The following is a 25,119-nucleotide window of genomic DNA, read 5'->3' as shown; positions in this document are numbered from 1 at the left end:
TACTCCGCCGCCTATCTAGAATTTAAGTGGGCGAATATATGATTAAACAACGTACGATTGCACAAGTCGTTAAAGCCACAGGTGTAGGTTTACACAAAGGTGAAAAGGTCACGATCACTCTCCGACCAGCTGGTGTGAATACAGGTGTTGTATTTCGCCGCGTTGATCTAGACCCTGTTGTTGATTTTGAAACAACACCGGAAGCTGTGGGCGACACGCAACTGTGTACGTGTTTAACAAATAAAGACGGCGTTCGCTTGTCTACTACCGAGCATTTGATTGCTGCGGTAGCTGCGCTTGGGATTGATAACCTCATCGTAGAGTTAGACAGCGCCGAAGTGCCTATTATGGATGGCAGTGCATTGCCATTTATCTACTTAATTCAAAAAGGCGGTATTGAAGAGCAAAACGCTGCCAAGCGCTTTATTCGCATCAAAGAAAAAGTGCGTGTTGAAGATGGCGACAAGTGGGCTGAAATTGAGCCTTACGATGGTTTCCACATCGACTTTGAAATCGACTTCAATCACCCTGCGATCAATGCTAGCCGCCAGCGTATTGGATTAGACATTACCGCTCAAAGCTTTACGGAAGAGATCAGTCGTGCTCGTACTTTTGGTTTTATGCGTGATATCGAATACATGCATGCAAACAACCTAGCCTTAGGTGGCAGCATGGATAATGCGGTTGTTTTAGACCAGTTTAAAGTATTAAATCCTGATGGCCTGCGCTATGCGGATGAGTTTGTTAAACACAAGATCTTAGACTGTGTGGGTGATATGTTTATGGCAGGTCACAACATTTTAGGTAAGATCTCATGCTATAAATCAGGCCACGGCCTAAACAATATGTTGCTTCGTGAAATCATGGCAACTGAGTCAGCGTGGGAGTGGGCAACGTTCGAAGAGCCAGTCAGTATGCCAGCACCAGGAATGGAAGCGGGTATCAATACCGCAACGGCATAAGACTTTTAGGCTAATACAGTTTGATAAAAAATGACGCTAAGGCGTCATTTTTTTTGCGTTGTGTTTGCGTGTTTAGCGAGTCTTTCTAGTTTCTCCTTAAGCGACGGTGGAGCGGACTGCGCCAGCGCTAGCAAATGCTCGCCAGTGGCTTGGCTCATACTGCGATTGGCTTGATAGGTCGAAGATTGGGATTCCACCTTGTTGGTGAGACGCTGCTGAGCTTCTGGATTGGTGGTAATTTTAACCAATGCACAGTCATGTAATCCAACTTTTCTAAATGCACTGAGAATATCCATTTTCAAAAAGTTTAACCGAGTAGCAAGCGTTGCTGAAGCAGCTTCTATTGTTAGTGTCCCTTCTTTGTAGTGAGCGACACGGCATTTCTTACTCAGGATAGGGCCTAGCGTCTCTTCCAAGCAGCTCTGTAACTGTGCCGCTTGGGCGCTTTTTTGGCCATATTGATTGAGTTTATCTGACCACCCACCCATCACTTCATCAAGCGGCTTTGGATTGTAGCGATTTTTAGCCAATGACTTACTTCCCATAGGTTGAAAAATAAAAAATAACCGCCATATCGGGATAATACGGAGTCAAATTACTCCGTACTGGTGGTTTCTCAGTCTTCTAAGTATATCAGAGACAAATTTTTGAGAAATCCAAAAGTACCAACATTTGTTGTCGAAAGCGCTTAGCTCTGTACTCGAATAACTGAGTCGAGTTAGATGCTAACTAAACTTTATCACTTGCAACGGTACGCTTACGCCCAACAGTAAAGGTTTCTTGCAATTGAACTTGGTATTATTTACCCAATAAGGTTTGCAGAAACAAAGAGTCTGGTATGATAGGGCATAATTTTAACTCGGCAAGATACAAAATGCTCACTCCTAAATTGGCAAAATGAAAACCGGAATTTAGGAACGCTTTTGTCGCCAACAGGACAAGCGCGACCCAGCCTTAACCACATTGGCTTAGAGAAATGGGTCAGCCAATACACAGAGTGAAACGGTTTAAACATGTTAGCAAATATTTTTACCAAAATTTTTGGTAGTCGTAATGATCGCACCATCAAAAACCTAAGAAAAACAGTCGCTTTAATCAATGCGTTAGAAGAGCAATATGGCAAATTAAGCGATGATGAACTAAAAGCAAAAACGGCTGAATTTAAACAGCGTATTGAGCAAGGTTCAAGTCTAGATGATTTATTACCAGAGGCGTTCGCTACGGTGCGTGAGGCATCTAAGCGCGTATTTGGAATGCGTCATTTCGATGTGCAAATGATTGGTGGTATGGTGCTTCACCAAGGTCGTATTTCAGAAATGAGAACGGGTGAAGGTAAAACACTAACAGCAACATTACCTGCGTATTTAAATGCGGTTTCAGGTAAGGGTGTTCACGTTATTACCGTCAACGACTACTTAGCTAAGCGTGATGCTGAGACCAACCGTCCACTCTTTGAATTCTTAGGCCTTACTGTAGGTTGTAACGTACCAGGCATGATGCCACAGCAGAAAAAGCAAGCCTATGCTGCGGATATCACTTACGGCACCAATAACGAGTTCGGCTTTGATTACTTGCGCGATAACATGGCGTTTAGTGTTGAAGAACGTGTACAACGTCCACTTAACTATGCGGTTGTAGATGAGGTGGATTCAATCCTAATCGACGAAGCGCGTACACCACTGATCATTTCTGGTCCTGCTGAAGATAGCTCTGAGCTTTATGCCGAAATCAATAAAATTGTGCCTGATCTTGTACAGCAAGAAAAAGAAGACGAAGAAGGCGTGGAAGGCGATGGCGATTTCACCATTGATGAAAAAGGTAAACAAGTTCACCTTACCGAGCGTGGTCAAATCAAAGTTGAAGAGTTACTGACTGAGCGTGGTTTGATTGAAGAAGGTGACTCGCTTTACTCAGCAGGTAATATTTCATTACTTAGCCATGTTTACGCGGCACTTCGTGCTCACAAGTTATATCAAAAAGACGTTGATTATGTTGTAAAAGATAACGAAGTTATCATCGTTGACGAGCACACTGGCCGTACGATGGAAGGACGTCGTTGGTCAGAGGGTCTTCACCAAGCCGTTGAAGCGAAAGAAGGGGTTCGTATTCAGAACGAAAACCAAACCTTGGCTTCAATCACATTCCAGAATTACTTCCGTTTATATAACAAGCTTGCAGGTATGACAGGTACAGCGGACACTGAAGCGTTCGAATTCCAGTCAATCTATGGCCTAGATACCGTAGTTATCCCAACCAACAAACCTATGGTTCGTGATGACCGTGCGGACCTTGTATATTTGACGCAAGAAGAGAAATTTGAAGCCATTCTTGAAGACATTCGTTCTTGCCAAGAACGTGGTCAGCCAGTGTTGGTGGGTACGGTGTCTATCGAAAGTTCTGAGTATCTTTCTCACTTCCTTCGCAAAGAAAAAATTGAACATAACGTACTGAATGCGAAATTCCACGCGCAAGAAGCGGATATTATCGCGGACGCGGGTCTACCGGGCAAGGTAACGATTGCGACGAATATGGCTGGTCGTGGTACGGATATCGTACTGGGTGGCAGCTGGCAGTCGGATGTTGAAAAATTAGAAAATCCGTCGGAAGAGCAAGTAGCAGAAATTAAAGCCGCTTGGAAAGCGCGCCATGATGCAGTACTAGCTTCCGGTGGTTTACATATTATTGGTACTGAGCGTCACGAATCTCGCCGTATCGACAACCAGTTGCGTGGTCGTGCAGGTCGTCAAGGTGATGCTGGTTCAAGCCGCTTCTACCTATCGATGGATGACGCATTGATGCGTATCTTCGCAGGTGAGCGTATGACTAACATGATGCGCAAACTAGGTATGCAACGTGGTGAAGCTATTGAGCACCCATGGGTTAACCGTGCCATTGAAAATGCACAGCGTAAAGTAGAAGCGCGTAACTTTGATATTCGTAAACAATTACTTGAGTACGACGATGTTGCTAACGACCAGCGTAAAGTGGTTTACGAACAGCGTAACGAACTACTTGAAGAAGGCGATATCTCAGAGACTATCACCGCTATTCGTGAAGATGTATTGAATGCGACTATTGATCAGTATATTCCACCGCAAAGTCTGGCGGAAATGTGGGACATCCCAGCACTTGAAGAGCGCTTGAAAAATGACTTCCATGTTGAACTTCCGATTGCTAAATGGCTTGAAGAAGACAGTAAACTATATGAAGAAGTGCTACGCGATCGTATCGTAGAAGACGTTGATAAGGCGTACAAACAAAAAGAAGAGATGGTAGGCCCAGATGTATTACGCCACTTTGAAAAGGCGGTTATGCTACAAAGCCTAGATCAGCATTGGAAAGATCACTTAGCGGCAATGGATCATCTTCGTCAAGGTATTCATCTACGTGGTTATGCACAGAAGAATCCGAAGCAAGAATATAAGCGTGAGTCGTTTGAGTTATTCTCACAAATGCTTGAAAACTTAAAGATTGACGTTGTTAGCGTACTAAGTAAAGTTCAGGTTCGTGCTGAGGAAGATGTTGAGAAAGTTGAAGAGCAACATCGTAAGAGTGAGCAAGCACCACGTGAATATCAACACGAAGAGGTTGAGCGCGTAGGTGGTGATGCACCAGAAGGCGTGTCTGTTGCTCATAGAAATGAGCCAAAAGTAGGTCGTAATGATCCTTGTCCTTGCCAATCAGGCAAGAAGTTTAAGCAGTGTTGCGGAAAACTAAAATAACAGGCCCTAAATCTAAATTTGTATAAAAAGCGACGCTAAGTCGCTTTTTTTATGGAGTAAATGATGCAAAAAAAACGTGTTGAAGTCGCCGTTGGTGTGATTGAAAAAAATCAGAAAATCTTTGTATGCTTGAGAGGTGAAGATCAACATCAAGGTGGGCTTTGGGAATTCCCTGGCGGGAAAATGGAAGCCGGTGAAGATGTCTTTTCGGCATTGAAACGTGAGCTGCAAGAAGAGGTAGGCATTGAGATCTATAACTCATCTGAGCTAATGCGTATTGAGCATGACTATGCTGATAAAGCCGTATGCTTATACATTCATCATGTTGAGGACTTTTCTGGTGAAGCTCATGGCGCAGAAGGGCAGCCTTCTCAATGGGTTGCAGTTGAACAGTTGCATGAGCTCACGTTTCCTGAGGCCAATAAGGCGATTGTTGAATTATTACAAACGCGCAAAAATTAGTGACAAACTTTGTTACTAAATTAAGCACTCAGAGTCATAGTCATTCACTATGTGCATCGGTAGACTAGTGAATGACCGCTTACGTGTAAATAAACATCAGCTAACGACTTTCGTTGCTCTGAAGTTTGAGAGGACACACAGTTAGAAGGAATTCTTTTCAAGCCATCAGGTTATGTCTATATTCAATTCATTTGTATGTAATTTGAGCATTATTTTATCTAGATGAATGGGATACGACGTTTACAAGCGAAACTCTATCAGGGGAATAAAAATGAAAAAACTATCATTGACCGCTGCAAGTGTTGCACTTGCATTGGGATTGATTGGTTGTAGCGAACAACCGCAAACACAACAACAAAAACCAGCGGAACAAGCCGAAGCACAAAAGGCGGTTTTGAATTCTGGTATCGAATTGGAAAATATTGATAAATCAGTGCGTGCACAAGATGATTTTTACTTTCACGTTAATGGTCATTGGTTAGAGAAAACCAAAATCCCAGCAGACAAATCAAATTATGGTTCTTTCTCTCAGCTTTATGATGAGTCACAAAAAGCGCTGCGTAAAGTGCTTGAGAATGCTGCTAGCAACGGCTCAGCTAAAGTAGGTAGCGATGAGCAAAAGTTGGGTGCGTTTTATCAAAGTTATATGGACGAGGGCGCGAGAAACGAGTTGGGCTTAAACCCTGTTAAGCCTTATCTGAAAGAAATTCTAGACTTGAAGAGTAAATCGGAGCTACCAGCTATCTTTGCTAAAATGCGTTTAACCGGTGCTAGCACTCCATTCGGTTGGTATGTTAATAATGACGCTAAAAACTCAAGTGAAAATGCACTCTACATGTTCCAGTCAGGGCTTGGTCTACCTGATCGCGACTACTACCTGAAAGATGACGAAAAGTTTAGTAAAATTCGCGAGCAGTATCAGCGCTATATCGAACAATTGTTAGCTAAGGCTGGCCATAAAAATCCGGGCCAAGCTGCACTAAATATTATTGAGTTAGAAAAGCAAATTGCCGAGGCGCAATGGACACGTGTTGAAAGCCGCGACGCGACTAAAACCTATAACAAGCTAAGCAATGATGCGTTTAATCAATTAATGCCTGACTTTGATACATCAGCATTTTTAAGCGCACTTGGTATTAAAGCTGATTCACTTATTGTAAGCCAACCAAGTTTCTTTGAAGCGCTGTCTAAAATCATTGCAGATTCAAAGCTAGAAGCATGGCAAGACTACTTAACATTCCACTTTACCAATGACTACGCTGAGTTACTAAGTAAAGATGTAGTTGACCTTAAGTTTGGTTTCTTTGGTAAAACATTGACGGGTGTAGAAGAACAAGCGCCAACATGGAAAAAGGCGGTGGATGCAAGTAATTCAGTACTGGGTGAAATGCTAGGCAAGATATACGTTAAGTCGTATTTCCCACCAGAAGCTAAGGCTAGAATGGAAGAATTAGTCGCAAACCTTATTAAAGGGTTTGATCAAGCGATTGATGGCCTTGAGTGGATGAGTGCTGAAACTAAGATAGCTGCAAAAGATAAGCTCAATAAGTTTACGCCAAAGATTGGTTATCCTGACAAATGGAAAGATTATTCCGCACTTGAGATCAATCCTGATGATCTAGTCGGTAACTACGTACGTTATAGTCAATTTGCGAATCAGGAGATGATCGATAAATTAGGCAAGCCTGTGGACCGTAGCGAGTGGTTGATGACACCACAAACGGTGAATGCGTACTATAACCCAGTGAATAACGAGATTGTATTCCCTGCTGCGATTCTACAACCACCATTCTTTAACTTAGAAGCGGATGATGCTGTAAACTACGGCGCAATCGGTGCGGTTATCGGTCACGAATTAGGTCACGGCTTTGACGACCAAGGTGCGAAGTACGATGGTGATGGTAACCTACGTAATTGGTGGAGTGAGTCTGACCTTTCACAATTCGAAGCGCGTAGCCAAAAGTTGGTTGAACAATTTAATGGTTTTAAACCATTTGAAGACGCTGGTGTTAATGGTCAACTGACACTGGGTGAAAATATTGGTGATTTAGGCGGATTAACTGTCGCTTATAAAGCGTACCAAATTTCACTAGGTGATCAAAAAGCGCCTGTTATTGACGGTTACACTGGGGAGCAGCGCTTCTTTATGGGCTGGTCACAAATTTGGCGTCGCAAATACCGCGATGAAGAGCTGCGTAATCGTCTAATGACAGATCCGCATTCACCAAGTCATTATCGAGTGATTGGTGTGCTGCCGAATATGCCAGAGTTTTATAAGGCATTTGATGTGAAAGAAGGCGATAAGATGTACCTTAAACCAGAAGATAGAGTGAAAATCTGGTAATTTCACATTTTGAATTCGTGGCGGTTTTATTGTGTTCCTGCAGTAAATCCGCCGCTTTTACGACATTCAATTACAATCCTCTGAACTTCTCACAAAATACCACACTCAATTCAGCACTTTCTGCAAACACTCACTATTTCCAAGGTTTAGTTCATCGCTATTTGATGGTATTTACAGCCAAATCAGAGTAGCTTCATTTTGTCTAACACAAGGATATGAAAAAATAATGATAGCGCTGTCATTTTAACTTTTATATGATGTTTAGGAACAATAAGTGATTAAATGATGTTCATTTAGAATTGAACATGAAGACTGGGAGCAAAAGATGAGAATAAAAACGACTTTGCTTGGGGCGATAATTGCTGGGTGCTCGTTCTATACACACGCATCATTTACGCAGCAGCAGTTAGCGCAATTTGCAAGTGACACGCATTTTGAATTTGCGGTAGAAAATAACTTCAGTAATGGTGCTGGGGGCTTTAGCGGTGCTATTACACTGACTAACAATTCAAAAGTTGATCTACCAAAAGGACAAAGTGATTGGCAAATCTATTTGCACTCAGTTCGTCATATTTCAACGGAAACCGCTGAAGGTTTGCGCTTTGAGCATATTAATGGCGACCTTCATCGTATAACTCCTACCGATTCGTTTGCTGGCTTAAAAGCCGGTGAAAAGCTCAAGTTAGCTTTTGATGGTTCGGCTTGGGTTGCTGCATACAGCGATTTTATGCCGCGTGCCTTTATTGTGTCAGGTAAAAATAAGCCGGTCATTTTTGCAAATACTGATACAGAAGACATGACACAGTTCGTTGCGCCATTTGAGCGTGAGAACCAACTGAAAAGATACAATACACCTACCGATTACACGCAGATAGCGAATGCAGCGCTGCGTTTTGAACGTAATCAAAGCAATATTTCGGTCTCAAAAGAAGATGCGCTAAGACGTATCATTCCAAAGCCTGAGCACATCGACTTTAATCGTGGCGAAATCACCCTTAACAAAAACTGGCAGATCCGCTTTGCCGGACGTTTGAAGTCAGAAGTCGCCGTTTTTCAAGAAGACTTATCAGAGTATGGGCTGAATTTAAAAGCGGAAGCTAATCACGTGCCTGAAGGGAATATCCCGACGATCCGCCTTAAAGTTGCGAAAAGTTTAGGGCGCGATTATGACTACAACCAAGCTGGGTCATATACATTAGATATTGATGATGACGTGATTGAAATCACGGGTATTGATAACGCAGGTGTGTTTTACGGTATTCAAAGTTTGCTTGCGCTATTTCCTGCCGATAGTAAAAATGAAATTACTTTGTCTCACGTAGAGATCAAAGACTCTCCGCGCTTTAGCTGGCGTGGTATGCATTACGACAATGCCCGTAACTATCATGGTAAAGATGCGTTATTTAAATTAATTGAACAGATGGCGCGTTATAAGTTAAATAAATTCCATTGGCACTTCTCAGATGATGAAGGTTGGCGACTAGAGATCCCAGGGCTCCCTGAGTTAACAGAAGTCGGCGCATTCCGTTGTTTTGATTTACAAGAGCGTGAGTGCTTACTGACTCAACTGGGCACAGGTCCTTTCAAAACGGGAAGTGGAAATGGTTTCCTTTCTCGCGAGGACTTTGTCGAGTTACTTAAATTTGCCACTGCACGTCATATTGAGATCATTCCAGAAATCGAAAGCCCCGGGCATGCTCGTGCTGCGATTAAGTCGATGGAAGCGCGTTATCACAAATTGATGGAAGCAGGTAAAGCGCAAGAGGCCAAAGCCTATCTCCTGAACGATATTGATGACACTTCAAAGTATCTAACCGTGCAACTCTATACTGATAACTCTATTAATGTTTGCTTGGACTCAAGCTATGCCTTTATGGAGAAGGTGGTATATGAACTGCAGGAAATGTATCGCGATGCTGGCACTATGTTAACGACAGTCCATTTTGGTGGCGATGAGGTTGGAAAGGGCTCATGGACTGAATCACCAGCATGTAATGATCTATTTGCGGTCGCCGACAACGGAGTGGCTGGACCCAATGATTTAAAACCATACTTTACTCAAAAAGTTGCAAAGTTGCTTGCTAAGCGTGGGATCACCCCTGCCGCTTGGGAAGATGGCTTAATGTATAACACCACAACGACCTTTAAACGTGATGAATTCCCAAATCCACAGTTTTTGGTAAATACTTGGGATAACATTTGGGAGTGGGGCGTTGCAGACAGAGCCCACCGTTTTGCAAACAACAATTACCAAGTTATTTTGTCTCACGGTACACATTTGTACTTTGATCACCCTTACGAAGCGCACCCTGAAGAGCGCGGCTATTATTGGGCAACTCGTTACACAGATACGAAAAAAGCATTTTCGTATATGCCAGATAATATTTATGCAAATGCGGACTTCACGCGAAACCGTGAGCCTATCGTGAACCTAGAAGCCTTAGTTGGTCGAGAGTTGCCCGCGCTTAAAAAACCGCAAAATATCCTTGGTATGCAAGGGCAAATATGGAGTGAGACCATTCGCTCGGAAGACCAAGTGTTACGATTGATTTTCCCTCGTTTGCTTTCGCTTGCGGAGCGTGCTTGGCATAAAGCGGATTGGGAAGGGCGTCGTATTAACCAAAAAGAGTTAAACAAGGACTTCTCAACCTTTGCCGCAGCCTTGTCTTTAAAAGAGATTGCAAAGTTACAAAACGATGGCATTAAGCCAAACCTTCCAGTTCCTGGTGCCAAGGTGGTGCTGGGTAAACTTGAAGCGAATAGTGCGTTCCCTTATCTTACAATTGAAGTGAGCTTAGACAATGGCGAATCTTGGCAGCCTTATACTGATCAGATGAGTGTCTCAGATGAAAGTAAGGTATTGTTGAGAACGCGAGCCGGAGAAAAAAATACGAGCCGTGTCACAGGGTTGAAATAAACCCTCGTATTCAGTTTATCGCAAAAAAGGGCACTGGCCCTTTTTTGGTGATAGTTTTGCTCAAATTCTAACTGGTAATGAAATAGATTTTAACGTAAAGTTAAATGTCAGCGCTGTCATTTTTGTAAAGAAAGCAGTGAGCAAAGCAAAAAATAACAAGGCAAAAAGCCATACAAACAATAAACGATGAGTAATGTTTATGGAAGCTACCGTGTCGAATACAACAAAACGAAGTAACGCGATCCCTATGGCAATTGTCGCCGCCATGTTTTTTATTCTTGGCTTTGTGACTTGGCTTAATGGGTCGCTAATGCCATATTTGGAGCAAGTATTAAAACTAACTCCTCTCCAATCTTCATTTATTCTTTTCTCTTTTTATATTGCGGTGACATTTACCGCGGTTCCTTCTGCCCTAGTTATCCGCAAGGTGGGTTATAAAAATGGTATGGCCATCGCAATTGCGATGATGATGTGTGCGGCGTTGCTATATATTCCAGCGGCTAAAACACAAATGTTTGCATTGTTTTTGTTTGCTCAATTTACTATGGGTATTGGGCAAACATTATTACAAACTGCTGTAAATCCTTATGTGGTGCGTATTGGACCTGAAGAGTCAGCAGCTGTGCGCGTAAGTATTATGGGTATACTGAATAAAGGTGCTGGTATTGTTGCGCCGCTTGTATTTACCGCGTTGGTGCTGAGTAACTTTACTGATATGGCAGGTAAAGAGCTGACTCAAGCTGATATCGATGCAATGGCAAACGGTCTTATCGGGCCATATTTAGGCTTGGCTGCATTTATTGGTATTTTTGCCTTGGGTATTAAGTTTGCACCACTACCTGAAATAGAAAAAGATGATGAAGAAGAACATGGCTCAGTGAGAGAAGCGCTATCTCATCCTAATCTAAAGCTTGGTGTGATCGCACTGTTTTTGTATGTTGCAGTTGAAGTGATTGCTGGTGATACGATTGGTTCATTTGCGTTAGCGCTGGGTGTTGAAAAATATAGTGTGATGACCTCTTATACTATGGCTTGTATGGTTACGGGCTATATTTTGGGTATTATATTGATCCCGAGAGTAATATCGCAGGAGAGGGCGTTAACAGCATCTGCCGTGCTTGGTGTGCTTCTCACGCTCGCAATTTCATTTGGCAGCCCAGACTCATTTGTCATTTCAAATCTATTTGGATTATCAGCGTTGCCTGATATTCTATTGATGGTCGCTATTTTAGGTTTAGCAAATGCCATTATGTGGCCTGCTATTTGGCCGCTCGCATTATCTGGACTTGGCAAGCTAACCAGTGTAGGCTCTGGTTTATTGGTTATGGGTATTGCCGGTGGTGCATTCGGTCCAGTATTCTTAGGTTTAGCTAAGGGCACATCTGGCACAGTGGAATCACAGCAAATTGCACACCTTGTAATGTTACCTTGTTATCTATTTATAATCTTCTACGCTGTGAAAGGTCATAAGATCAAAAAGAAAGCGTAGCAAGAAAATGTAAAGCATTTCTATGTATGTAGAAATAATCCCGTGTGTGATGCCACCTGAATAAGGTGGCATTTTTTTATGCCTAAATCACTCCCTTACCTGCAAAACCGGCTTAATGCTGAGATCTTTTTCGCGGTATAAAATCGCTGCTACGCTGATGTCTGGTGCTTGTTGTTTGGTGTTTGCCGTGTAGGAGCTACTTTATGTAGCAAGGGTTTTATTCTTAAGTCGCGATATAAAATCGCTGCTACGCAGATGTTTAGTGCTTGTTGTTTGGTGTTGGTCGTGTAGGAGCTACTTTATATAGCGAGAGTTTTATTCTCAGTCGCGATATAAAATCGCTGCTACGCTGGTGTTTAGTGCTTATTGTTTGGTGTTGGTCGTGTAGGAGCTACTTTATGTAGCAAGGGTTTTATTCTTAAGTCGCGATATAAAATCGCTGCTACGCAGATGTTTAGTGCTTGTTGTTTGGTGTTTGCCGTGTAGGAGCTACTTTATGTAGCAAGGGTTTTATTCTTAAGTCGCGATATAAAATCGCTGCTACGCTGGTGTCTGGTGCTTATTGTTTGGTGTTGGTCGTGTAGGAGCTACTTTATGTAGCGAGGGTTTTATTCTTAAGTCGCGATATAAAATCGCTGCTACGCAGATGTTTGGTGTTTATTGTGTAGGAGTGATGTGTGCGTAAAAATATAAAATGGGAATGAATTTATAAAAAGAGTGGGGCGACTGATGGGACTTGAACCCACGACAACCGGAATCACAATCCAGGGCTCTACCAACTGAGCTACAGCCGCCACAAAAGACTTGAACACCTTGTCTGGTGTGGCGCGCATAATACATAAGTTTTTTCCAAATGCAAAGGGAAATATCGAAAAAACTTAATAAAAGTTTTTTTTCGGAGATTATTTCCGCATACAGCAAATATTCATATATCCTATGTATGATCCAGCCGATCTAATGATAAATAATTGCTTAATATAAAAAGGGGGATGAGTATGGAAGCTGTTTGGAAATGGGTTAATGAGAACTCAGATTTAATCTTACACTATGTGCTTCAAGGCGTTATAGCACTAATAATTTTCTTCGTTGGCTTAAAACTAGCTAAGCTCAGTGCTGATCTCACTGAAAAAGCATTTGGTAAACGCAAAGTAGATAAAGCGGTAGGCTCATTCGTTGCCAATATTGCTTATGCGATTGTTTTTGCCGCGACGCTGCTTATGGCATTATCTCAGGTAGGTATCGAAACCACCTCATTCATTGCTATTTTAGGTGCCGCAGGCTTGGCTGTTGGTCTTGCCCTGCAAGGCTCACTTTCTAATTTTGCATCTGGCGTACTTATTATTATGCTGCGTCCGTTCAAGTCAGGAGACTATATTGAAGCTGGCGGCAAAGCCGGTAGTGTACAAAAGATAGAAATCTTCTCTACAGAGCTTCGTACTCCTGATAACAAAGTAATTGTAATGCCAAACTCTGCCATTATGTCCGGTGCGATCGTTAACTACTCACGCGAAAAAACACGTCGTATTGACCTTGTAATTGGTGTTGGCTATGACGCCGATCTACGAGAAGCAAAAGCGGTATTAAAGTCTGTACTAGACAATGAATCACGTATTTTGAAAGAGCCAGCTTATACGGTAGCAGTGCTGGAGCTTGCCGACTCAAGTGTTAACTTTGTTGTTCGTCCTTGGGTTAAAACAGAAGAGTACTGGCCAACGTATTTCACGCTTGTGGAAAATATTAAGATTGCGCTAGACGAAGCTAATATTACCATTCCATTCCCGCAAATGGATGTTCACCTACACAAAGATCAGTAAAAGGTTAGTTAGAAATGAAATTGAAGGTTTTAACCTGTTGTATTCTTATGGCTGCCAGCGCTAATGCTGCAGCAGAAGGTAAAGCTAAGAAACCACAGAAAGTTTGGGATGTAACCAGTGAAGTTGGTGCGATAATCACCAGTGGTAACACTGAGACAACAACGCTTAAAGGCGGGATCAAAGCTAAACACAATCTAACTAACTGGAACAACGAGTACAAGTTAGATGGCTTCTATAAAGAAGACACGCGTGAAAACGATGCTGGTGTAGACATTACATCTCGTACCAATGAAAAATACTCCGCGTCAGTTCAAGGCAACTATAAGTTAAACGAAGATAATAGCCACCTATTTGTGTTTGGTTCTTATGTTTCAGATTATTTTGGTGCTTACCGTAGCGAAGCAGTTATTTCAGTGGGTTACGGTCAACGTTTATTCGAAAATGACGATATGTATCTTAACGCTGAAATCGGTCCTGGTGTAAAGCGCTTCGAGCACCAAGACGATAGCACTGAACTTGACGATGATGGTGAATTGTTAGCAGGTACTTCTGAAAGCGAGTTCATTGGTGTTGGTAAACTAGATTACCAGTGGCAAATCTCAGAAAATGCGCGTTTTACACAGCTTATCGCGATTGAATACGGTGATACAAATACTAAGACAACCTCTGAAACGGCGCTGTTAACCAAAATAAATGGTTCGCTTCAAATGAAAGTGGCATATAACATTATCCACAACTCTGACGTAGCGGATGGCAAAGAAAATACTGATACAGAAACTTCACTTACTTTGGTTTACAGTTTCTAACAAGTATCTTCCCAAAGGGCACTCATGTGCCCTTTTAATTCTTCCAAACTTCGGTAGAATGCTCAAAGTTTAACAAAAATCCACAATGGAAGAGATTTACGTGAAGTTCCTCAGACTACTACTCCTCTCAATGCTTTTTTTGATCTCACATCAAACAATAGCGGTAACACCCAGTAAACAGCAAATAGAGCAGTTTAAAAAGCTCCCCAAAGCACAACAAGAAGCCTTAGCAAAACGTTATGGTTTCGATGTAAGTGCGTTAGATAACAACAAAAAAGGTGATAAAAAGAACGAAGAGAAGGAATCTTCGATTTTACCACGTGACAAAAAGGGGTTACTGGAAGAGGAAGAAGAAGAGGATAAATTCAAACCAAAGTTAGAAGAGCTTAAGCCTTTTGGTTATGAACTCTTTGCTGGTGAGCCTACGACTTTTATTCCTTCTGAGTTGGCTGCTATTCCTGATACATACTTGCTTGGGATTGGAGATACAGTAAAAATCAACCTGTATGGTAAAACCAATGAAGAGCACGAAGTACAGATCGATCGTGAAGGACGTCTCGCAATTCCTAACCTAAGCCCAATTCATGTAATTGGCTTATCATTTAAGGAATTGAAAGCACTGATCTCGAAAAAAATCTCTGAGGAAATGATCGGTGTTCAAGCTTTCGTCTCTATGGGTGAACTTAACCCTATGCGTATTATGGTAGTGGGTGAAGCCTATAAGCCTGGTAGCTATACAGTGTCTCCTCTCGCCACTGTCACACACGCTCTGTTTGTTTCTGGTGGAGTGAGTGATAATGGTTCGCTTAGAAAAATTCAAGTAAAGCGAGCGGGTAAGCTAATTACCACATTTGATTTATACGACTTATTGCTGTTTGGTGATAGCTCTGATGATGTAGTCCTAAAGCCTGGCGATGTTGTATTTATCCCGCCTGCAGCTAAGAAGATTAAAGTAAAAGGTGAAGTTAACCGCCAAGCTATCTTTGAGCTTAAAGAATCTGACTCGCTTGAGAGTGTGATGGCTATGTCAGGAGGCTTCAAAGCCAATGCAAATAAATCGAAAGTGGTTGTCTCACGCTACAACGGTGATGGAAGGCGCATCACCCTAAACTACAACTTTACTGAAAACACAAGCTACAAACCACAAAACGGTGATGAAATTTCGGTCAATGCCGCATCAACTCGTTTTCAAAACACTGTAACTGTGGTTGGTGCAGTAACTAGCCCAGGTCATTATGAATGGCACCAAGGTAAGACGCTAAAGGATGTATTTAGTGCGCCAAGGGAAGATTTATTATCTATCGCCGACTTCGGGTACTCACTGATTATCCGTGAAGTAAACTTTGAAGGCGACATCGCTATCCATCAGTTTTCTTTACAAGATATTTTTAACGGTAAAGCGGGGGATATAGAGCTCGAGTCTAACGATACAATCGTCGTATTTAGCCGCTACCAGCTTAAAGAAGAAGAAGAACAGTTATTAGAAGACCTCGCGTATAACAAAGAGCAACTGAAACTACGCGAAAACGTGAAGTTATGGGAGCAATTTGAGCGTGATGAGTTCTTAAAATATATTGGTTTGAAAGAAGATGAACTATTTGAGCTTGAGGAAGAAGTTAAATTAATCACAAGTATTGATGCACTTTTTCAAAAGCCTGAAGAAGTAGAAGAAGAAGACTATGCGGTATTTAGTCGTCAAAAGCTACTTGCGCCAATTGTTGCTAAGCTACAGAGGCAGGCAACACCTAGCGAACCTGCAAAATTGTTTGCGGTAAACGGTCAAGTAAAGTTTCCTGGTGTTTATCCATTATCTGAAAATGCAGATTTCCAAAAGGCGGTGCAAGCTGGCGGTGGATTTCTAGAAGCTGCGTATCTCGAGCAGGTTGAGCTAACTCGAGTTGTTTATAATGATGGTAAACAGGTGGAACATATCCAGCTCAACGGTTTGAACGAGTTGGCTAATCCAACTCAAATACTGACGAGCAAAGATACTGTTAACATTTTCCCAAGACCTAATTGGCAAGAAAGACTACAAGTAAAGGTTGTTGGCGAGGTTAAGTTCCCTGGGACGTACACCATTAAGCGTGGTGAGACACTTGATAGCCTACTAGAAAGAGTTGGTGGCTTTAATCAATTTGCACATAAAGAAGCGGCAATTTTTACGCGTGAATCTATCAAGCGTAAAGAAACTTCTCAAATTCAACGCCTAACTCAAGAGCTAAGACGCGATATTATCACTAATACTTTTCAGAAGAGCGCGACTGCGAATACCTCAATGCCATATGAAGATATGGATAAGATTTTGAGAGATTTATCTAAAGTTGAAGCGTTAGGACGTCTTGTTATTGATTTAGACAAACGCTCGACACAAGCATTACAGCTAGAAGATGGAGATGCGCTATATATTCCTGCGATGCAAGACTCTGTTAGTGTCATTGGTGAGGTTAATCTGGCTGCAACGCACTTATTCGATTCATCCAAGTCTGTTGATGACTACATTAAAGCTAGCGGTGGATTAAAGCAAAAAGCGGATGACGAGCGTATTTACATCATAAAAGCCAATGGTTCAGTTGAATTACCAAGTTCAGGATCATGGTTTGCAGTCAGCAGCCATGGAGGCCAACTAGCGCCGGGCGACACGATAGTTGTACCTCTAGACGCTCAACATATTGATAGTCTGACGCTATGGAGTACAGCGACACAGATTATTTATCAGCTTGGCTTAGCTGCGGCTTCAATTGCAACGCTTAACAAATAATGGATAACAATAAACAGATGACTGAAGCTGATATCATTAAAAAAAATGAAGTTGATTTGACTGAAATTTTGTCAGTGCTTTGGAGGGGAAAGTGGCTAATTATATTAATCACTGCTGTATTTGCTGTATCCAGTGTGTTTTTTGCACTTTCTCTACCGAATACTTATAAAGCGACAGTATTACTTTCACCTGTTGAAGATACTCAAGGCGGCATGCTCTCAAATTTGAAATCGGAGTTTGGCGGCTTAGCTGCAATGGCAGGGGTGAATTTGGGGGGAAGAAAAGGTGATAAATCTGCTCTTGCGCTTCAAGTAATGCAAAGCCGCTCGTTTTTAAATAACTTTGTTGAAAAATATGAGTTAAAGCCAAAACTACTAGCTACTGAAGGCTGGGATCTGGGTAGTAATCAGCTGATATACAATGGTAAAGTTTATGATAAAGAAGCAGGTACTTGGCTCAGAGATGTTGCAGCACCTTTTAAGCCTGAGCCAGGCATTCAAGAAGTATATGAACATATCAGGGCAAAAAACTTAGCTGTGATTGAAGAAAAGGAAAAGGGACTAATTACTATTGCAATGACTCATTATTCCCCCTACTTAGCGAAGGAAATGGTTGAAAACATCGTTGTGGAAATTAACGATTACATGAAAGCTGAGGCAGTAGCAGAGTCCAATGTAAAAATAGAGTATTTAAAAAAAGCATTAGCGGAAACATCGGTTGCAGATATGCAGAAGATATTTTACCAGCTGATCGAGCAACAAGAGCAGGCAAAGATGCTAGCGCAAACACAGTCACAATATGTGTTTAAGACAATTGATCCTGCCATTCTACCGATCCAAAAAGCTGGACCAAAGCGTGCATTGATTTGCCTTGCTATTACTTTCTTAGGCAGCGTACTTGCGTTTGTTCTGTTATTATTTAGACATTTTGTGCTCAGAAAGTAATTTTTGGGTAGGGTAGAGAGTTGTTATTTAGTGTTATTGGCAATTTAGTTTAAATTTAATTTCTATTACAATGGCGCGTTAATTAGATAATGATGGAAGCATGTGGATCTTTATGGTCATTTTCTTTGCATTTTTAGCATCGTACTGTTCAATTTTTATGATTAAGCCTGTCGCTGAGCGTTTTGGCTTAGTTGACGTACCCTGCAGCCGAAAAAAGCATGTGGGGGCTATTCCGCTTATCGGTGGTGTATCGATTTTTGTGGCCGTGTTGGCTTCAATCATTGTATTTTTGCCACTCGAGAAAAAGCTGATAGTTTACTTAATTTGCGCCGCTGCTATCGTCCTTCTTGGGGTAATTGACGATTATCGCCAATTAGGAGTCAAGATCCGTTTAGGTGTTCAGGCTCTTGTTGCACTTATTATGATGTGGGGCTCCGACGCCTATATTCATAACTTGGGCAATTTGTTTGGATTTGGGTCTATTGACTTAGGGTTGTTGGGTATTCCTTTTACGGTTATTGCTGTTATTGCTGCTATAAATGCCTTTAACATGATTGATGGTATAGACGGTCTAGCTGGTGCCATGAGTATTACAACGTTTGCAGCCATTTTAATATTGATGGGGGTTAATGGTGGACAGTTGTCGGTTTTACCGTTAATCATTATTGCAACCATAGTTCCTTACCTTGCTTTCAATCTCGGCGTATTAGGTCATCGAAATAAAAAAATATTTATGGGTGATGCGGGCTCTATGTTCATTGGGCTGAGCGTCATCTGGTTGTTAATGATAGCTACACAGTCAGAAGTAGATAACGCTTTCAGTCCAGTTACTGCGCTTTGGATAATTGCTATTCCACTGATGGATATGATGGCAATTATCATTAGGCGCATTAAAAAAGGCCACTCTCCATTCAAAGCAGACAGAGATCATTTACATCATGTCTTCATGCGTATAGGTTTTAGCTCCAGAAAGGCCTTAATTACGATATCAATGTTGGCTGTATTTCTTGCGTCGATAGGGATTGTTGGAGAGTTGATAGGTATTCCCCATTGGTTTATGTTAGTCTTATTTATCGGTATTTTTGTTGCCTATTCTGCTTGTATTCAACACGCATGGAAGGTCGCACGGTTTTTAAGAAAGCACGTCTTTATCAAAAAAATTAAAGAGTAGTTCAATGACAAACAATATGAAGGCAAAGAATAAACATAACGGCTTCACCATGATGGAGCTGTTAATTGTGATCGTAATTTTAGGCTTGCTAGCTTCATTGGTAGCACCAAAATTTTTCAACAAGCTTGGAAGCGCCTCTCGAGATATCGCTGCTGCACAGATGAATGCATTTGAAACAGCACTTGATACTTACCGCCTTGATATTGGTACATACCCACAAAGCTTAAACGAGCTAAGAGAGAGTGACAATCCAAGGTGGGATGGACCTTATTTACCAAAAAACATCCCTTTGGATCCATGGGGTAATAGTTATAATTATTCTCAACCAGGAAATAATGGTGAACCATATTCACTGTTTAGCTTTGGTGCTGATGGTAAAGAGGGTGGTGAAGGCGATAACCGAGATATTATTCACAAATGAGTTTATTTAGTGATTTTCTAGTCCATAACTATGAACTACAGGACTCAGATGTTCGTAGAGCTCTGACATATCAAGAAAAGTTTGGTGGAAAGCTAGAAGAGATTTTGGTGAATATGGGCATTTTAGATGACAGCCTAATTCCTGATATTTTAGCGTCATATCTAGAGCTATCTCTGTTTGATATCAATTCGGAGTTTTCAGTTTTTGTTGAATATCAATACTTCACCTATTTTGCTAGCCACAACTGGCTTGTTGTGGAAGGTGAAAATGAAACGCTTGAGTTTGTTACTTCTGATCCGTTGAATCCAGTTTTAAATAACTGGCTTGCAGAGCATGAAATCAACTGTACTATCAAAATAGCGTCGGAATCTGTAGTTAAATCAATTCTTTCTGAATACTCTACAAATAAAAGCAGCGTAGATGAGGTTAGTTCGGGTTCAGAAGAACAAAGGCTAAGGGATTTAGCATCAGAAGCTCCGATTGTTAATTTGCTGAATTCCCTAATGACTCGCGCCTTGAGGGAAGGTGCATCGGATATGCATATTGAACCTTTTAGAGGGCGTTGTCGTGTTCGGTATCGGGTCGATGGTGTACTACTGGATATAGAAAAACTCCCGTCATCAATGCAACTGCCTGTAGTTACCAGATTAAAAATCTTATCTGGGATGGATATTGCTGAAAAGCGCCGCCCGCAGGATGGTAAAATTGAGCTTAAACTTGCAGGTCAAGAAATTGATATTCGTGTTTCTGCGTTACCTGTAAACGAAGGTGAGTCGGTCGTAATGCGATTTCTTCGTAAAGAGAATGTCACTTACGATATAAATGTTTTAGGGCTATCACCAGATATAGAAACCGCTTTACGTGCAGATATTAAGAAGACTGCGGGAGTTATACTGATGACAGGCCCTACAGGGTCCGGTAAAACAACCACACTGTATACATTTCTTAATGAACTAAACAATGATGATGTAAAGATCATTACTTTGGAAGACCCTGTAGAATATCAACTGCCTGGAATCAACCAAGTACAAGTTAATAGCGATATTGGTTTTACATTTGCATCTGGTTTACGCTCTATAGTGCGTCAAGACCCTGATGTAATAATGTTAGGTGAGATTCGAGATAAAGAAACTGCACAAATAGCGTTGCAGTCAGCGTTGACTGGGCACTTGGTATTCTCAACTGTTCACACTAACGATGCTGCGAGTGCTTATACTAGGCTATTAGACTTAGGTGTGGAAGAATTTCTTTTAAATGCAGCTTTAGTCTCTATTGTCGCCCAGCGTTTAGTAAGAAAAAATTGTTCTCATTGCTCTGAGCCCGTGAATTTGGAGCAAGAAATTATAGAGAAGTACCTGCTTCATGATCTTGCAGACAAATGCAATGAAACTCTACAGCCGAAGGCTGGTGTAGGTTGTGAAAATTGTGGTTTTACAGGCTTTAAAGGCCGGCTTGCCATTATCGAATATTTACCTTGTGACGATTTTATAAGAAGTACTTCAAAAGACAGTAACTTTGTTACAGTTGCAAGACAACACAATTTAGCTTCAGGTAGAAGAACACTTGTTGAAGACGGATTATTAAAAGTTATTAAGGGACAAACAACGATTGCGGAAGTACTCAGGGTTGCGGGTTAATGAACTATATATATCGAGGCTATGATGGCAGTGGTGCAAAGCTTAAAGGGAATGTAGAGGCAGAAGACAAAACTCAAGCCATTGAATTGTTGGAAGCGCAAGATATAACCGTAATTGAATTAAAGGAAGAGCGAAAAGGGATAACGCTTTTTGGAGGCAGTAAAGTTGGCTTGTCAGAACTTGAATTTATGACATCTGAACTCAGCTTACTTTTGGCCTCTGGAGTCAAAATAGATAAGAGTTTAGAGATTATTAAAAACTCTAAATCTGAGCCTCAATTGGTCAGATTAATTGAAAAAATATTAAGCGCAATTAAGTCGGGTGAAAAGCTATCTGAAGCATTTAAAAAAAGTTCACCGATATTTGATGACCTCTATTGTAACCTTATTCAATTAGGTGAAGAGTCGGGGATGTTGAGTGCAGTCTTTAAGGACCTAGCGGACGATTTAAAGTTTAAAAAGCAGCTAAAAGATAAGATCATATCTTCACTTACGTATCCTGCAGTTATTTTTGCTGTTTGTATACTCAGTGTATTTTTTATATTTAACTTTATTATTCCTAAAATGGCAGTGATGTTTGAAGGAATGAAAGAGCTGCCTTGGTATACCTCTCTCATGTTAGATGCCAGTCAATGGATGCAAAATTATCAGTTTTATTTAATTGGTGGAGTTTTGTTATCAGCTTACGGGATAGTTAATTTCACAAAAAAAAACAATGCCTTCAAATCGTGGCTGAACTTAAAGTCTTTAAGAATCCCGGTGCTCTCCCATTTTATCTTATTGGTCGAACGTATTCGCTTTAATAGTGCTTTAACGATGATGATAAAGTCAGGGGTCGTCGTCGACAAGGCGATAGGGTTTGCACAAAAAAACTTACGTAATATCGAGTTAGCCAATCAAATAGAAGTGGCTAGAAAAAAGGTTAATGAAGGTGAAAAACTATCTTCTTCCTTAAATCAAACAGATCTCTATCCTGCATTTTTTGTTTCGTTATTGGAAGTAGGTGAAGAATCCAATAATTTAGAGCTGATCTTTAATGAAATTGCTGACCGTTCAAAAAGTGAGTTTGAATCCTGGACTCAAAAACTGACGTCTTTACTCGAGCCTATTATGATATTGATTATGGGCCTACTCGTTGGGGGAGTTGTAGTTGTGATGTTACTGAGTATGGTATCAATGAATGACATTGGGATTTAGATAATGTTTACGAGCCGTGGCTTTACTATGGTTGAATTGCTGGTCGTCTTGGTATTGATTGGGTTACTTAGTAGTTTTGTAGGTCCAATGGTAATTTCTCAGGTAGAAAAAACAGAAGCTAAAATAGAAGCGGCTCAAATCCTTAAGCTATTTGAGAATGCCAGTCAAACAGCATTTTGGCTTAATGAGAGAGTATTATTTCGCACCGAAGCAAATAACATTCTGGTTGTTAGAGAGATAAGTGGGAAACAGATTGTTAAAAAAGAGTTTAGAGTGCTTCGATTTAAAACTGGAGAAATTGAGATTGGGGCTACAGGGGATAGTAGTGCAAGAAGTTTGAATTATTACGTGAATGACCAAATGCGTACAATCGAACTTGTCTCAATGTGGCCTGAATATAAAGGACTGCCTGTAAATGCACTCAATTAAGGGTTTTACACTGATCGAAGTATTAATTGCGTCCATAATTCTTTTTTCGACTATCGCGTTAAGCACACAAGTTTTTCAAGGGGCAATTATCTCATCGGAGAAAGCTGCGGACCATATAAAAATCTCAGCGATTAAGATGCTATCGTTGGATTTCATTTCAAGTGAAATTAGGAAAGGAGAAAGAAAAGGAAGCTTTTCGAATATGGGCGTTATGGTGAGCTGGGAAGCTAATGTGATTAAGAAAGGAGCACCTCCGGCGGTATTTAATTTTGACGAAAACCAAATGCAATATTTTGAAGACAAATTTGAAGTGCTAGAAATTTCTGCCACTTTCCAGTTTAGAAGGTTAGTTGACACAATGAAATTCAAAGAGCTGTATTGGCATGAAAAGTCTTAAAGGCTACACACTTGTGGAGCTGCTAATAGCTATGGCGGTTATGTCAAGTTTGATGTTAGTAGGTAGCTTTAGTTATCAGTTTTTTGCAAACCGTTGGAATAAAGAGTTAGGCTCCTTCTCAAAAGTTGAATCTCTGTCTTCAGGTCTTATTGCTTTACAATCTATTTTTAAAGGCATATCTCCCTTTGTTATTTATAGTACTTCAACCTCACCTCGGACCCCTACTATCTTATTTGAAGGTAACAACGACGCTTTATTAGGATATACAAAAAGAGGTCTGATGTATGAAGAGGAAATTTTTCGCATACTTATAGAGCCAGAGGGTGAAGGCTTTCAATTAGTTTATCAGTACAATAACTTTAATAAAATGAGGCTTTTAGAGACTACAGATACAATTGAATTTGAGAAAAGTGTTGTATTGCTGAATAACATAAAGCACGTCTCCTTTCAATATTATGGTTGGAATAGTATTTCCGAAAAAGTAGAATCAGGAAGTGCAGGCACAACCCCTAATTTAATGGAAAAGTACTCTTCAAGTACCACTCAATTGCTGCCTTTATACATTCTTGTGAGCATAGCAACCGAGGAAGGAAGTGCCGTAATAAAGGTGGATACGGAAAAAGGGGCCCATCGACATATCTCTCCTTATATCGGGAGGCTACTGGATGAAGTCTAGAATGTGTTGTGGCATCGCATTAGTACAGGTTCTTATCATGGTAGCCATGATTTCGCTCTTCCTTTTGTACATTCAGCAAGTTAATAGCGCTAAAATCAAGCAGACTGAAAGAGTAAAGCTCAGAGCAAATGCAGAAGCTGCATTGCAATCAGCTAAAACAGAAGTTGAGTTCCAATTGTTGACGAATTCGAAGCAGTTGGTCGATGCTCACAACAATTTTGACCAAGAAGACAACCGACGAAATTGGAATCTACATGGAAAGAAATTTCCGCTAGAGGGCAACGTGTATGCCTCTATTCAAGACCATGCAGGGTTAATTAGTATACATCACTATAGTTCATTGAGAATGACACGTGCGTTAAAAGCACTAGGGATGAACGAAACTCAAGCGCTAAAGTTAATAAGTGCTCTGCGAGATTGGCAAGATGAAGACTCTTCTACCGCTGATGCCGGTATCGATGGTGTAGTAGACTATAAAATAAGAAATGGGTTGGTGAGTCAGATTAGTGAACTAAGCTGGTTTAGTTCTTTAGATGAGAAAATGCTCAAGCAAGTAACTTCGTTATTTACTGCCCATTTTAATGGTGAGTTCAATCCGTTAACAGCACCTGACAACCTTTTGAGAGCAGAGGTGGGCGAAGATTATGGTGATAATATAGTGGCTTTAAGGGATAATGGTCAGCTGACGGTTAATCAATTTCAAAATTTGACTGGGGTCGTCAGGGGGGATGGTATTCGTTTTTCTCCTTCAAACTGGTTTAGCGTTTTATTAGAATATTCTGAACAGGACATCACTATCAGAAGAAAGTATGTATTGAATGTGAGTCCATACAGTAAGAGCAAAAAACCAGTCGTGTTATTAGAAGAGTCCAGCATAAGGTAGTGATTAAATTGTTAAGCAAAATAAAAAATCTGTGCAATAAATTGCTAAGTAAAGGAGTTTACTATTTTGATGGTGAACTAAAGGCAATTGA

At 41.0% G+C, this 25,119-nt stretch carries 19 protein-coding genes and 1 tRNA gene; 18 read left to right on the top strand and 2 right to left on the bottom strand.

All coding sequences use genetic code 11. The annotated features are described in order from the left end of the window. Positions 1-38: 38 nt before the first annotated feature. Positions 39-962 (top strand): UDP-3-O-acyl-N-acetylglucosamine deacetylase, encoded by a 924-nt coding sequence (gene lpxC / locus DS891_RS16880; protein ID WP_010368639.1) that lies wholly within the window; start codon positions 39-41, stop codon positions 960-962. A gap of 44 nt (positions 963-1,006) precedes the next feature. Here the strand turns inward: lpxC and DS891_RS16875 are convergent, their stop codons facing one another. Beyond that, complete coding sequence (locus DS891_RS16875; RefSeq protein WP_237116464.1) at positions 1,007-1,492, bottom strand: DUF721 domain-containing protein; 486 nt, start codon at positions 1,490-1,492, stop codon at positions 1,007-1,009. 483 nt (positions 1,493-1,975) lie between these two features. Here DS891_RS16875 and secA point away from each other — a divergent pair, with 483 nt between their 5' ends. The 5 genes from secA (at position 1,976) to nagP (ending at position 11,896) form a co-directional block, all read left to right on the top strand. Then, the gene (gene secA, locus DS891_RS16870) at positions 1,976-4,684 is read left to right on the top strand and encodes a preprotein translocase subunit SecA (protein ID WP_174170436.1); all 2,709 of its coding nucleotides are present in this window, start codon (positions 1,976-1,978) and stop codon (positions 4,682-4,684) included. 63 nt (positions 4,685-4,747) lie between these two features. Then, positions 4,748-5,146 carry an 8-oxo-dGTP diphosphatase MutT gene (gene mutT, locus DS891_RS16865; protein WP_010605794.1) on the top strand — a complete coding sequence of 133 codons (399 nt, stop codon included), beginning with the start codon at positions 4,748-4,750 and terminating at the stop codon, positions 5,144-5,146. A gap of 271 nt (positions 5,147-5,417) precedes the next feature. Then, a complete protein-coding gene (locus DS891_RS16860; protein ID WP_174170435.1) occupies positions 5,418-7,490 on the top strand; it encodes a M13 family metallopeptidase in 2,073 nt (690 codons plus the stop codon). A gap of 325 nt (positions 7,491-7,815) precedes the next feature. After that, positions 7,816-10,407: a family 20 glycosylhydrolase gene (locus tag DS891_RS16855; protein WP_174170434.1), complete on the top strand. Its 2,592-nt coding sequence runs from the start codon at positions 7,816-7,818 to the stop codon at positions 10,405-10,407. Positions 10,408-10,606: 199 nt separating this feature from the next. Beyond that, entirely contained in the window at positions 10,607-11,896 is a 1,290-nt protein-coding gene (gene nagP / locus DS891_RS16850) for an N-acetylglucosamine MFS transporter NagP (RefSeq protein ID WP_353477787.1), read from the top strand. 718 nt (positions 11,897-12,614) lie between these two features. Here the strand turns inward: nagP and DS891_RS16845 are convergent. Further along, positions 12,615-12,690, bottom strand: a tRNA-His gene (locus tag DS891_RS16845). Between the two features lie 201 nt (positions 12,691-12,891). Between DS891_RS16845 and DS891_RS16840 the strand changes: the two genes are divergently transcribed. From DS891_RS16840 to DS891_RS16785, 12 genes are all read left to right on the top strand, one after another. Continuing rightward, a complete protein-coding gene (locus DS891_RS16840; RefSeq protein ID WP_010605790.1) occupies positions 12,892-13,710 on the top strand; it encodes a mechanosensitive ion channel family protein in 819 nt (272 codons plus the stop codon). A gap of 14 nt (positions 13,711-13,724) precedes the next feature. Next, positions 13,725-14,516: a YdiY family protein gene (locus tag DS891_RS16835; protein WP_010605789.1), complete on the top strand. Its 792-nt coding sequence runs from the start codon at positions 13,725-13,727 to the stop codon at positions 14,514-14,516. Positions 14,517-14,646: 130 nt separating this feature from the next. Next, positions 14,647-17,274, top strand: a complete 2,628-nt coding sequence (locus DS891_RS16830) for an SLBB domain-containing protein (protein WP_174170522.1) — start codon at positions 14,647-14,649, stop codon at positions 17,272-17,274. After that, positions 17,274-18,218: a Wzz/FepE/Etk N-terminal domain-containing protein gene (locus DS891_RS16825; protein ID WP_039494207.1), complete on the top strand. Its 945-nt coding sequence runs from the start codon at positions 17,274-17,276 to the stop codon at positions 18,216-18,218. Before DS891_RS16830 ends, DS891_RS16825 begins: the two co-directional genes overlap by 1 nt. Positions 18,219-18,318: 100 nt before the next feature. Beyond that, positions 18,319-19,389 carry a UDP-N-acetylglucosamine--undecaprenyl-phosphate N-acetylglucosaminephosphotransferase gene (wecA, locus tag DS891_RS16820; protein WP_174170433.1) on the top strand — a complete coding sequence of 357 codons (1,071 nt, stop codon included), beginning with the start codon at positions 18,319-18,321 and terminating at the stop codon, positions 19,387-19,389. Between the two features lie 4 nt (positions 19,390-19,393). After that, on the top strand, positions 19,394-19,810 hold the full coding sequence (gspG, locus tag DS891_RS16815; protein WP_017217150.1) for a type II secretion system major pseudopilin GspG: 417 nt from the start codon (positions 19,394-19,396) through the stop codon (positions 19,808-19,810). Next, positions 19,807-21,447: a GspE/PulE family protein gene (locus DS891_RS16810; RefSeq protein WP_174170432.1), complete on the top strand. Its 1,641-nt coding sequence runs from the start codon at positions 19,807-19,809 to the stop codon at positions 21,445-21,447. Before gspG ends, DS891_RS16810 begins: the two co-directional genes overlap by 4 nt. Further along, a complete protein-coding gene (locus DS891_RS16805; RefSeq protein ID WP_017217148.1) occupies positions 21,447-22,643 on the top strand; it encodes a type II secretion system F family protein in 1,197 nt (398 codons plus the stop codon). The genes DS891_RS16810 and DS891_RS16805 overlap by 1 nt, the downstream gene beginning before the upstream one ends. A 3-nt stretch (positions 22,644-22,646) precedes the next feature. Continuing rightward, positions 22,647-23,072, top strand: coding sequence for a prepilin-type N-terminal cleavage/methylation domain-containing protein (locus DS891_RS16800; protein WP_174170431.1), 426 nt, complete (start codon positions 22,647-22,649; stop codon positions 23,070-23,072). Further along, on the top strand, positions 23,059-23,469 hold the full coding sequence (locus DS891_RS16795) for a type II secretion system protein J (protein ID WP_174170430.1): 411 nt from the start codon (positions 23,059-23,061) through the stop codon (positions 23,467-23,469). Before DS891_RS16800 ends, DS891_RS16795 begins: the two co-directional genes overlap by 14 nt. Next, positions 23,456-24,145 carry a type II secretion system protein J gene (locus DS891_RS16790; RefSeq protein ID WP_095726939.1) on the top strand — a complete coding sequence of 230 codons (690 nt, stop codon included), beginning with the start codon at positions 23,456-23,458 and terminating at the stop codon, positions 24,143-24,145. The genes DS891_RS16795 and DS891_RS16790 overlap by 14 nt, the downstream gene beginning before the upstream one ends. After that, positions 24,135-25,028: a general secretion pathway protein GspK gene (locus tag DS891_RS16785; RefSeq protein ID WP_174170429.1), complete on the top strand. Its 894-nt coding sequence runs from the start codon at positions 24,135-24,137 to the stop codon at positions 25,026-25,028. The genes DS891_RS16790 and DS891_RS16785 overlap by 11 nt, the downstream gene beginning before the upstream one ends. The last annotated feature ends 91 nt before the right edge of the window (positions 25,029-25,119 follow it).

Origin of the sequence: Pseudoalteromonas sp. JC28, from assembly GCF_013319255.1 — a bacterium.
Classification (GTDB): Bacteria; Pseudomonadota; Gammaproteobacteria; order Enterobacterales; family Alteromonadaceae; genus Pseudoalteromonas.
Note: the sequence above shows the minus strand (reverse complement) of the source record. Positions and strands in the feature narration are given on the sequence as shown.

Coding starts and splice junctions, on each gene's coding strand:
- DS891_RS16830 (WP_174170522.1), top strand. CDS start 14,647: ATGCTTTTTTTGATCTCACATCAAACAATAGCGGTAACACCCAGTAAA.
- DS891_RS16855 (WP_174170434.1), top strand. CDS start 7,816: ATGAGAATAAAAACGACTTTGCTTGGGGCGATAATTGCTGGGTGCTCG.
- DS891_RS16785 (WP_174170429.1), top strand. CDS start 24,135: ATGAAGTCTAGAATGTGTTGTGGCATCGCATTAGTACAGGTTCTTATC.
- DS891_RS16860 (WP_174170435.1), top strand. CDS start 5,418: ATGAAAAAACTATCATTGACCGCTGCAAGTGTTGCACTTGCATTGGGA.
- DS891_RS16800 (WP_174170431.1), top strand. CDS start 22,647: ATGTTTACGAGCCGTGGCTTTACTATGGTTGAATTGCTGGTCGTCTTG.
- secA (WP_174170436.1), top strand. CDS start 1,976: ATGTTAGCAAATATTTTTACCAAAATTTTTGGTAGTCGTAATGATCGC.
- DS891_RS16825 (WP_039494207.1), top strand. CDS start 17,274: ATGGATAACAATAAACAGATGACTGAAGCTGATATCATTAAAAAAAAT.
- DS891_RS16795 (WP_174170430.1), top strand. CDS start 23,059: ATGCACTCAATTAAGGGTTTTACACTGATCGAAGTATTAATTGCGTCC.
- DS891_RS16790 (WP_095726939.1), top strand. CDS start 23,456: ATGAAAAGTCTTAAAGGCTACACACTTGTGGAGCTGCTAATAGCTATG.
- lpxC (WP_010368639.1), top strand. CDS start 39: ATGATTAAACAACGTACGATTGCACAAGTCGTTAAAGCCACAGGTGTA.
- DS891_RS16835 (WP_010605789.1), top strand. CDS start 13,725: ATGAAATTGAAGGTTTTAACCTGTTGTATTCTTATGGCTGCCAGCGCT.
- gspG (WP_017217150.1), top strand. CDS start 19,394: ATGACAAACAATATGAAGGCAAAGAATAAACATAACGGCTTCACCATG.
- wecA (WP_174170433.1), top strand. CDS start 18,319: ATGTGGATCTTTATGGTCATTTTCTTTGCATTTTTAGCATCGTACTGT.
- nagP (WP_353477787.1), top strand. CDS start 10,607: ATGGAAGCTACCGTGTCGAATACAACAAAACGAAGTAACGCGATCCCT.
- DS891_RS16805 (WP_017217148.1), top strand. CDS start 21,447: ATGAACTATATATATCGAGGCTATGATGGCAGTGGTGCAAAGCTTAAA.
- mutT (WP_010605794.1), top strand. CDS start 4,748: ATGCAAAAAAAACGTGTTGAAGTCGCCGTTGGTGTGATTGAAAAAAAT.
- DS891_RS16810 (WP_174170432.1), top strand. CDS start 19,807: ATGAGTTTATTTAGTGATTTTCTAGTCCATAACTATGAACTACAGGAC.
- DS891_RS16840 (WP_010605790.1), top strand. CDS start 12,892: ATGGAAGCTGTTTGGAAATGGGTTAATGAGAACTCAGATTTAATCTTA.